This is a genomic window from Arsenicibacter sp. R0_47, from assembly GCF_057652235.1.
Map to the genome: position 1 here is coordinate 98598 of NZ_JBYFCJ010000025.1, position 9899 is coordinate 108496.

The following is a 9899-nucleotide window of genomic DNA, read 5'->3' on the forward strand; positions in this document are numbered from 1 at the left end:
CAGTGGGCGATTTGTCACTCCCCTTACATCGAAGTAACTGAAAATGCCTTATTTTGCTCTGGAAAGAGCAAATATGATGCGTTTAGTTTACCTTTTATTGTTATTACCGTACTTAGTGCACGCTCAGCAGTTACCACTTGTGAAGGGCTGGCAAGAGTTAACCATTTCTGACGGGCTGTCGCAGGGAATGATTTTCGATTGTAAGCAGGATCGGAAAGGATTTATCTGGGTGGCAACAAAAGATGGACTTAACCGCTACGACGGCTATAATTTTAAGGTATTCACCCACGACCCGTATAACGAATTCAGTATTTCCGACGATGCCTGCTCCGCATTACTTGTTGACCGGAAAGGAAGGCTTTGGGTTGGTACACAGGCCAACGGACTTAATCTGTATGACGACCGGAATGGCCGGTTTTACCATATACTAATTCGTAACAAGGGAAAGGCAACAGCAGGGAATTATGATATCCGGTTGCTGGCCGAGGATCCGGAGGGGAATATCTGGGTAGGGACAAGCGTTGGACGACCGTTTAAAATCGTATTGCCCGAAACCTTGCGCCAGGGGTTTCCCGAACGCTCCGACTTTACGGATCAGGTGTGCTGCATAGCTGTTCAGATTGCCAATGAGGAGCCCAACAACGTTAATTATTCATTTGCATTTGGTGCTGACGGGCAGGCGATAACGGGGATGCAGGATAATGTGTACACGTTTAACTGGAAACACCCTGCCGGATTAAAAAACCTGAACCTGCTTGACGGCACTAAACCGGTCGTTATTGATCTGTATAAAGACTACCGGAACGACTATTTATTTGTCAGTACGGAGAATCAGCTGATCGGCTGGCATAAGGGGGTAAAGAAAGTAATCCGGTTTCCCCGTCAGGGAGAAGCGCCGGATGTCAAGATCGACACGTTTGATGAGACGAGGCTGGCCATTACAAAAGGGGGGAACCTCTGGCTGCTTTCGGCCGGTGACCTGTTCACACGGGATAGCCTGACCAAACAGGATGTGTATGCCTCGCTGCCGCCACAGGTTTTTCAGATAACCAAAGCACTGAAAGATCAGGCCGGGAATATCTGGATCGGTACCGCCGGTTACGGACTGCGGAAGTTCAATCCGGCAGTTAAGCAGTTTCAGAATGTATTATCCGGCAAATCGCTGGGGAATCTGTATGTAGACGGGCAGGGCCGGACCTATGCGAGGGTACTGTACGCCTATGGGCAGATAGCGTTTCAGCAGGATAAGCTGGTCTCTTTTCTGGACGCCCGGATGCCCCCTGCCGATCAGCGGCAGCGCAACTTGATTCAGAGCCGGGACGGATCATTCTGGGTGTCAAACGTAAACTTTGAAACGCATGAAAACCGGTTGTTCTGGTTTTCACCTCAATGGAAGCTGCTTAAAAAATATCCGCTGCCCCAAGGCGTATATTTTGGCTTTACCGGTAACCAGACGTATGAAGACCGGAACGGGAATCTGTGGTTTGCGGCGACCAACGGTAATTTACTCTGCTTCAACCGCCGGACAGAACAGTTTACGATACACCGTTACCAGCATTTATTGCAGCAAAGCGGGGGAGATGTTGAGGCATTTGCCTTTGTTTCGGAAGCTGACAGCGTATTCTGGATAGGTACGCAGAAAGGGCTGGTAAAAGTACAGCACCCGTTGCAGCGGCCCGTTTTTTCAATATTCAGAAATTCCGTTACGGACCGGCAAAGCCTGAGCAATGACTTTATTCTTTGCCTGGCCGCTGATCCGTATCAGCCCGGCCGCTTTCTCTGGATCGGTACAAAAGGCGGTGGACTGGAGCGTCTGGACCGGCAGACCGGCCGGTTTGAGCATGTCAACGTAGCCCGCGGATTGCCCAATAAGGTGGTATACGGCATACTGACCGATGAATTCAGAAATCTGTGGCTGAGTACCAACAAAGGGATTAGCCGGTTCAATCCGCGTACAGTTGAGTTCCGGAATTATACAAAGGCCGACGGACTACAGGATGATGAATTTAATAGCCTGTCCTTCGCAAAGACCCGGTCCGGAGAACTCCTGTTTGGCGGTGTAAACGGACTGACCATTTTCCGGCCGGGGATGCTGACCGGCCAGCGCAGACAGCCACCGAAACTAAACATAACCGGGCTGAAGGTTAACAACAATCCGGTAGAACCAGGGGATGATTCGGGTATATTGGCCGGTACCATTGACCATACCACTGAGCTTCACCTTGCCCATGATCAGAACCTGCTGACGTTTGAGTTTGCGGTGATGGATTATACCAATGTGGGTAAGAACCGGTTCCGGTATCGGCTCGAAGGCATCGACAGGAATTGGGTAGAGGCCGGTACAAACCGGTTTGCCAACTACGCGCAGCTACCCGACGGACACTACACCTTAGAGGTGATGGGTTCGGCGGACGGCGATGTCTGGAGTGCCCCGGTGACGCTGTCGGTATGGGTGCACCCGCCGTTCTACCGGACCTGGTGGGCGTACCTGTTCTACCTGGTCGTGATCACTGTCGTAGTGCTTCAGGCTTACCGTATCCAGACGCAGCGGCTTTTGTTGCAACAGCAAGTCGCGTTTGAGCAACAGGAGGCCGGTCGGCTGGCCGGGCTGGATGCGTTGAAAACCCGTTTTTTTACCAATATCTCACACGAATTCCGCACCCCGCTTACCCTGATTCTGGGCCCGTTGAGTAACCGGCGCCATAAACAACCCGGGGAGGCCGAATTATCCATGATGGAACACAACGGCCGCCGCTTACTGGCACTGATTAATCAGGTACTTGATCTGAGTAAACTGGAAGCCGGCAACATGCAGGTAGAAACCGTTGTGGTTGATGTCGCTTTGTTTATCCGGACGCTCACCGGAGCCTACATGTCGCTGGCTGCCGGTAAGGCGATCCGGTTTGACTTCGACCGGAATCCGGCCCCCTGCTGGGTCTATGCCGATCGGGATAAGCTGGAAAAAATTCTGACTAACCTGCTGTCGAACGCCTTTAAGTTTACGCCACCGGGAGGCACTGTGCAGATGGAGGTGGCCTGGCGGCCGGAAACCTCACAGCTCGAACTGACTGTTTCGGACACGGGCATCGGGATTCCGGCGGAGCAACTACCGAAAATCTTCGACCGGTTTTACCAGGCCGGAAACGGAGAGGGCCGGGCACACGGAGGTACAGGCATTGGGCTGGCACTGGTCCAGGAGCTGGTAACGGTGCTGAAAGGGACGGTTAGTGTAACGAGTACAGAAGGGCAGGGGACCACGTTCCGGGTTGTGTTGCCGATGACCCCGGCGCCGGGGGACAATGAACGTCCCGAGGCTATGTCGGTCCGGCCGGACGAGGCGTTAACAGAGTTGACGGCCTCCTTGTCTGACACCACGGCGCAGGCCGGTGCGGCGTCTGAAAAAATTCTGCTGATCATTGACGACAATGCTGATATCCGGTCCTTCCTGCGCTTGGTTTTTGCCGGCGACTATGTGATCGTGGAGGCAGAAGACGGGTTGCAGGGGTTGCAGAAGGCTACCGACGTAACGCCCGATCTGGTGATCTGCGATCTGATGATGCCGCAGCTGGATGGCTTCGGCTTCTGCCGGCAGCTGAAGACACAGGTGGCGACCAGCCATATTCCCGTGGTGATGCTGACCGCCAGGGCAACGGTCGAAGACCGGATAGAAGGTTTCGGGCTGGGCGCGGATGAGTATCTGACCAAGCCCTTTGACGCGACCGAAATCCGGGTGCGGGTGAGGAACCTGATCCGGCAGCGCGAGCGGCTGGCCCAGTATTATGGGTCACGCCCCGAACCAATGCCTGTTGCAGTGTCTGACCCTGTCAGTGAGCAGCTGATCCTGACAGAAAATAACTTTCTGGAGCAGGTGCAGGCAATTGTGGACAATAATATGAGGAACGCAGCATTTGATGTCGAGCAATTGAGCCGCCAGCTCAACCTGAGCCAGCGGCAGCTGGTCCGGAAACTTAAAATGCTTACCGGCCAGACGACCGTAGAGTTTATCCGGAACCGCCGGCTGGAGCAGTCGGCAGTATTGATCCGGCAGGGAAAGCAGAGCGTTTCAGAGGTAGCATTTGCCGTGGGGTTTGAGAGCCTGTCGTATTTCGCGCGCAGTTTTCAGGAAAAATATGGCGTGCTGCCATCGGCGTATACCGACGAGACACCAGACAGTATGTAAGTATCCATTTATACGTAAAAGCGTTCTTAAGGCCCTGAAAAGGGCCTTTTTTTTTCAAAAAAACAGGGGATGTCCGAAATGAGCAAAAGAATGTCCAAAATGGGTTAATACCGGAAACCCGATTATCCATACCTTTCCTGACAATTGTCTCTCTATTTTATACTATCAGCACTATGTACATTTTGACAAACAGAAGACCGTTTTCTGTTCTCCGATGGCGGGGACTTTTTTGCCGGTTACTCCTGTTACTAACCGGCAATCTGTTTATCAGCCATGCTGTCTACAGTCAATGTTTTGACGTTTCATTAACCCCGTCACTTTTTGCCAGCTATCCGGCGTTAAACGAGCCAAACTCACTTGCCGCCGGTGACTTTAACGGCGATAATGTGTCTGATCTGGTCATTTGCCATTATCGTGCCGGTACTAATTTCAGCATCCTGGTTTACTTTGGCAGCACCTCCGGCGGTCTTTCGGCTCCTACCGCCTATTCAATCGCCGGTAATAATCCCGCTGCTGTAGCTGTAGCTGTTGGTGATTTTAACGGCGATGCCAAACCAGATATAGCCGTTTTAGAATACAATTCCGGTATTTCGATATATTTAAATAATGGTTCGGGTAGTTTTAGCCTGTCAGCAACATTTACCCATTCGTCCTTGGGTGGTTACACCAGTCTGGCGGTCGGTGATTTTAATAATGACAATAAGGCTGATCTGGCTGCAACGGCCCGAAATGTCAATAGCCAGAATTTGGCAGTAGTGTGGCTGGGGAATGGCTTAGGGGGAGCCGGAGCCGCAACGCTTTATCCTGTTGGCACCTCGGCCAAGTGTGTAGCTGTTGGTGACGTTAACGGGGATGCAAACCCGGATCTGGTTACCGCAAACGAAATAAGCAATAATGTTTCTGTCTTACTCAATAACGGTTCGGGCGGGTTCGGCACGGCGACAAATTATCCGGTTGCAGATGGCCCCAAGTCAGTAGCAGTGGCTGATCTGAATGGGGATGCTAACCTAGATCTGGCCGTAGCATCTGGTGACCGCCTATCAATTCTTCTTAATACGGGTTCGGGGACCTTTGGTACCAGCACTTTAGTGGCTGTTGCCGCGTTTCCATACGCAATAAAGGCCGTTGATATTAACAATGATGCAAAGATTGATTTGGTTTCGGCGAATGCTTCCGGAAACAATGTTTCGGTATTAGTCAATAATGGATCGGGCAGTTTCGGGACAAGTGCTAAATACGGCACCGGAGATGAGCCGAGGTCGTTGGCGGTCGGTGATTTCAACGGGGATGGCAAGCCCGACCTGGCAACCGCTAACTACGCAGGTAAAAGTATATCGGTATTGCTGCATGATGCTGCCGACAGCTTTGGAGGCGGTTCTCAGGCAGAGGTAGGATATGGTCCCTATTCAATTGCCAAAGCCGATTTTAACGGCGATTCGTATGTGGATATCGTAACAGTTAACCGGAACACTAATGATGTGACTATCCTGCTCAATAACGCTGCTGGCGGATTCGGTACTCCGTTAAGCTATTCAGCTTCCGAGCTTCCGTATACGGTTGCTGCCGGAGACTTTAATAAAGATGGGAAGCCGGATCTGGTTACGGCTGCCTACCGGAATCCGGGGTATGTGTCTGTTTTAATGAACAGTGGTGGTGGCGTATTTGCAACACCTGTTAATTATTCCGGCTTTAACATACCCGAGTCGGTTGTCGTAGGCGATTTTGATTCGGATACTTATCCTGATATTGCCGTTGCAAACGGTGATTTTAACGGTAGACTATCGGTCTTACTGAATAACCGTTCAGGAGGATTCAGTCCTGTGGTGAATTATACCGGCAACCCGGGCTCAAAGCAGTTAGCTATGGGTGATTTCAATGGCGATAACTACCCTGATCTGATCGTTAGTGTTCAATCCAGGAGTGTGGTCGCCATGTATACCAATAACGGAATGGGGGGATTTGGGACCAGTACTACTTTCTCAACCGGCAGTACTCCGTACTTTATGGTAACCGCTGATTTTAATCATGACGGAAAGGTCGATGTAGCTGTTTCTACCGCTGCCGGCATTGGTGTGTTATTGAATGATGGTTCCGGTAGCCTGAATCCTGTTGTCAGCTATTCCATTGGTGAGGGCTATGGCTTCATAACTGCCGGTGATATCAACGGGGATCAGGTACCTGACCTGATTTTGTCAGCTGGTAACCCCTCGACGTATCAGCTGAATTGGCTGATTAATAGAGGGGATGGTACATTTGGCCCCGCATTCTCCGCACCTACACTGGGGACCTATGGTCCATTAGTTACGCATGATTTTAACAATGACACAAAGCAGGATGTCGCGATAGCATTGGTTTCTGGTAAAAATGTTCAGCTACTGTACAATACGATTACCCCCATTACGTCGCAGCTTGCCAGCGGATCCGTTGTTTGTGCAGGCAGTAAGTACCGTTACGGCGTCTGTTAGTGTTACCGGTACCGTTACCGGCTATCAATGGTTTTATAATGGTACGGCCCTGGCGGGACAGACTACGGCAACCCTCAGCCTGACTAATGTTCAGCCCGCACAGTCGGGTAATTATGACGTAGTACTAACCAGTTCATGCGTAAGCCAGACGTCTACTTCATTTAGTCTGACGGTTCCCTCATTAACCGTCACCGCCGCCCCGTCGCTGACCATCGTTAGCGGCAACAGCGTTACGCTGACGGCTTCCGGAGCAAGTTCATATAGCTGGTCAACGGGGGCTAGTACGTCGGCAATCTCCGTCAGCGCGACCGGTACCTATTCTGTGACCGGAGTCAGCGCCGGATGTAGTAGTACTACCTCGGTGGTGGTGAAGGGGCAATTCACGATCGGCGATCGTGTTTATTTCGACATCAACGGGAATGGCCTTCAGAACGCGGGCGAACCCGGCATTCCCGGCACTGTCATAAATGCATTATGGTTTGGGCCAGACAATAGTGCAGGCGGAGGCGATGATGTCCCCTACAGCACGACAACCGGTGCCGACGGAATCTGGAGTCTGACCGTGCTGGATACCGGTACCTACCGGGTTTCTGCCACTCCGCCCGCTAATCAGGGCTGGGTCATTACCGATGCTTTCGACAACGGCATCGTTTCAGGGACCAATCCGGTTACGCCTCTTATTACGGCATCAAGAAATAACATTGACTTCGGATTCCGCAGTACGGGGCAGGCAGGTGGTCTGGTTTTCAACGACATTGACCGGAACGGCTCACAGAATGCCCCATCCGGCGAGCAGGGTCGGTCCGGAGTAACGGTACAGCTGCGGTACGATGCCAACACCAACGGCACCCTTACCGATCCCGATGATGGCTCATTTACCGGGGTTACAAACGCAGCCGGTGTGTATTCATTTTCCTTCCTGCCCCCCGGTACCTATCAGGCCGAAATACTGACGGCCGGCTTACCGGCTAATTCCCAGCCGACCTATGATCCGGACGGTGTTGCAACGCCCTACACTACAACCCTGACCCTGACATTGGGCCAGTCACTGACAACGGTAAATTTCGGGTATGCCACAGTCTGTTATCCGGTTATTTATGTGACGCAGGCGGGCGCCGGTAGCCGGGATGGTAGTAGCTGGAGCAACGCCTACTCCGGGACGGCACTGCAAACGGCTATCGATGCCGCTGCCGGTTGTAACGGACAGGTCTGGGTCGCCACCGGTACCTATAAGCCCACTACTACTACCGGACCGAACAGCCGCACCATTAGTTTTGCGATGCGCAACAACGTAGCCATCTATGGGGGCTTCCTCGGCTCCGAAACCGCCCTGAGCGGCCGCCCTGCCGTAAATCCTGTAACCGGTAACCCCTCATCCAGTACGCTGAGCGGGGATATTGGCACGCTGGGCAACAGCAGCGATAACAGCTACCACGTCATTCATAATACCCAAAGCTTATCCCTGAATCAGTCGGCGGTCATCGATGGGTTTGTCATTACCGGTGGGAATGGTAATTCGGTCAATTGCCCGGATTACTATGGCGCAGCGATTCACAACGATGGGGCAAGCCCGACGATTCGAAACTGCCTTTTTACCCGTAATAACGCTGGTTGGGGAGGAGCTGTCATGAACCGGCTCAGACAAGGTGACCAGCTTGAACTGACGACTCCGGTGATTACCAACTGTGTGTTCAGCTCTAATACCGCTGGTAGCGGCGGCGGTATGTTTAACCTTTACAGCCAGCCAGCGATCAGCAATGTTATTTTCCGGAATAACTATGCCAGTAACGGCGGGGCTATGTTCAACCGGGCAGGCGGATCCCCGCAGGTAGTGAATAGTACATTTGCGTCTAACAGCGCCCTGAACGGCGGGGCTATATTCAGTGAATTGAGTAGTAATCCACAACTGACCAATTGTAGTTTCCGTGATAATACGGCCAATACAGAGGGCGGTGTTATTTATAATGCTACCTATTACAACAGTAGTAGTGCCACGCTGGTGAATTGTGTCCTGTTTAATAATGGGGGTAGCCACAGTTTTTATAACGACGCCCCCCAAAATACTACCCAGTTATCGTCCATATCGCTGACGTACTCGTTGTTTGAACCTGCATCGGTGAGTGTTACCGGAGTGGATGTGAGTGGCCCCGGAAACCTGACGGCCAATGTGTCGCCTTTCAGCAGTACGACCGGTACCGATCTGGCGGCCTGTTCCCCGGCCATTAATGCGGGGCTTAGTTCGGCTACAGCCCTGACAGGTTTTACAACCGATCTGGCCGGAAATCCCCGTCGTTATCAGAATGGTGTGGTTGACATGGGTGCCTACGAATTTCAGGGGGATGGACCACCGCTCAGTTTCTCTTTACTCGGCAGCGGCACGGCCACTTGTACGGCCTCGCCGACGATTACCCTTTCCGGTTCCGAAACCGGGGTAAGCTATCAGCTCCGGCTTAACGGGGCAGACAGCGGTCCGGCAGTGCCTGGTACGGGTTCACCAATCAGTTTTGGCCCGCAATCGCTTTCCGGAACATACACAGTTCTGGCCACCACCCCCGGAAGCTGCACATTAGCAATGGCAGGATCAGCAACGGTGGTGAGCAGTACGGCAACCATTACCGTTACGGCTCCTGCAATACAAACAGGTACAACCGGTGTATCCTTTACGCAGAACTTTTCGGTCACTAACGGTGTAGAACCCTATACAGTTGCATTGAACCAGGGTACACTTCCAGCAGGTCTTACGCTGAGTAATGCCGGTCAGATAGACGGCATACCAACCCAAAGCGGCACCTTTGCGATTACCATACTGACGACTGGGGGGACCAGCTGTTCGGCTCTGAGCAGTTATTCACTGACCATTAACTGCCCTAGCCTGACGGTAAACACCCCGACAGTAGCGACGGCAGGGATAAACGTATACAATGCCTATATCTGGTCTATCACCGGAATAAGTACCTATTCTTTTAGCTTCGGCAGTCTGCCTCCGGGTTTAGTGGTATCAACAACCTATCCTAATTACAGAGAAATCGGTGGCATACCGACACAACAGGGCGTGTTTCCGGTGAGTCTGACAGTGACCAATGAATATGGTTGTTCATACGTGGCGCCGCCATTCGCCATTACCGTCAACTGTCCGAGCCTGACAGTAATCGCACCGACTGTAACTACAGCAGCAGCAGGAGAAGGGGTGTATAACTTCGACTTCGGGTGGTTTATAGCTGGTACCAGTAGCTATTCTTCTACGTTTAGCGGTT

The 9899-nt window shown here is 52.1% G+C and carries 3 protein-coding genes; all 3 read left to right on the plus strand.

From position 1 onward, the window contains the following. The first annotated feature begins 139 nt into the window (after positions 1-139). On the plus strand, positions 140-4180 hold the full coding sequence (locus AC23NW_RS28105; RefSeq protein ID WP_487453742.1) for a hybrid sensor histidine kinase/response regulator transcription factor: 4041 nt from the start codon (positions 140-142) through the stop codon (positions 4178-4180). A gap of 173 nt (positions 4181-4353) precedes the next feature. Beyond that, on the plus strand, positions 4354-6645 hold the full coding sequence (locus AC23NW_RS28110) for an FG-GAP repeat domain-containing protein (RefSeq protein ID WP_487453743.1): 2292 nt from the start codon (positions 4354-4356) through the stop codon (positions 6643-6645). Beyond that, the coding region (locus tag AC23NW_RS28115; RefSeq protein ID WP_487453744.1) for an SdrD B-like domain-containing protein at positions 6590-9899 on the plus strand (3310 nt) is incomplete at its 3' end. The genes AC23NW_RS28110 and AC23NW_RS28115, both read left to right, overlap by 56 nt.

Excerpts from the sequence above, each read along its gene's own strand:
- AC23NW_RS28110 (WP_487453743.1), top strand. The coding sequence starts at position 4,354 with ATGTACATTTTGACAAACAGAAGACCGTTTTCTGTTCTCCGATGGCGG.